This is a genomic window from Tenacibaculum sp. AWR4_210, assembly GCF_056160945.1.
In genome coordinates this window covers 1-298 of the sequence record NZ_JBSWYF010000078.1, presented here as the reverse complement: position 1 = coordinate 298, position 298 = coordinate 1, and the positions used below count along the sequence as shown (strand labels likewise).

Annotated in this window: 1 protein-coding gene; it reads left to right on the top strand. The window is 30.5% G+C overall.

Annotated features, from left to right (window positions below; translation table 11 throughout):
* Positions 1-278 (top strand): hypothetical protein (locus ACXAG7_RS20100; RefSeq protein ID WP_476667947.1); only part of this gene is annotated, 278 nt, incomplete at its 5' end.
* Positions 279-298 lie beyond the last annotated feature (20 nt).

Sequence of the window (298 nt, the reverse complement as noted above, 5' to 3'; positions counted from 1 at the left end):
AGATAGAAGGCCAAGTTTCGGTAAGTAAAATTGAAATTTGGATTGATTTAACTAAAAATTTTTATACCAACTCACATGAAATTGGACATGCATATTACTCTATTAAAAACCCTGAAAAAGCTTTTTTATGGAGTATAATAGCGAGTGGTTCAAATTGGTTTAATCAGTCTGGAGCAGGACATTTATTTAATAATCCTTCGGGAATTCCTGCACATAAATTTGAACAAATGACGCCAAGCAGTGATAGAAAAAAATCTTTGAAGCCAACACATTTTTAAAATTATGAGAGTATTTTTAG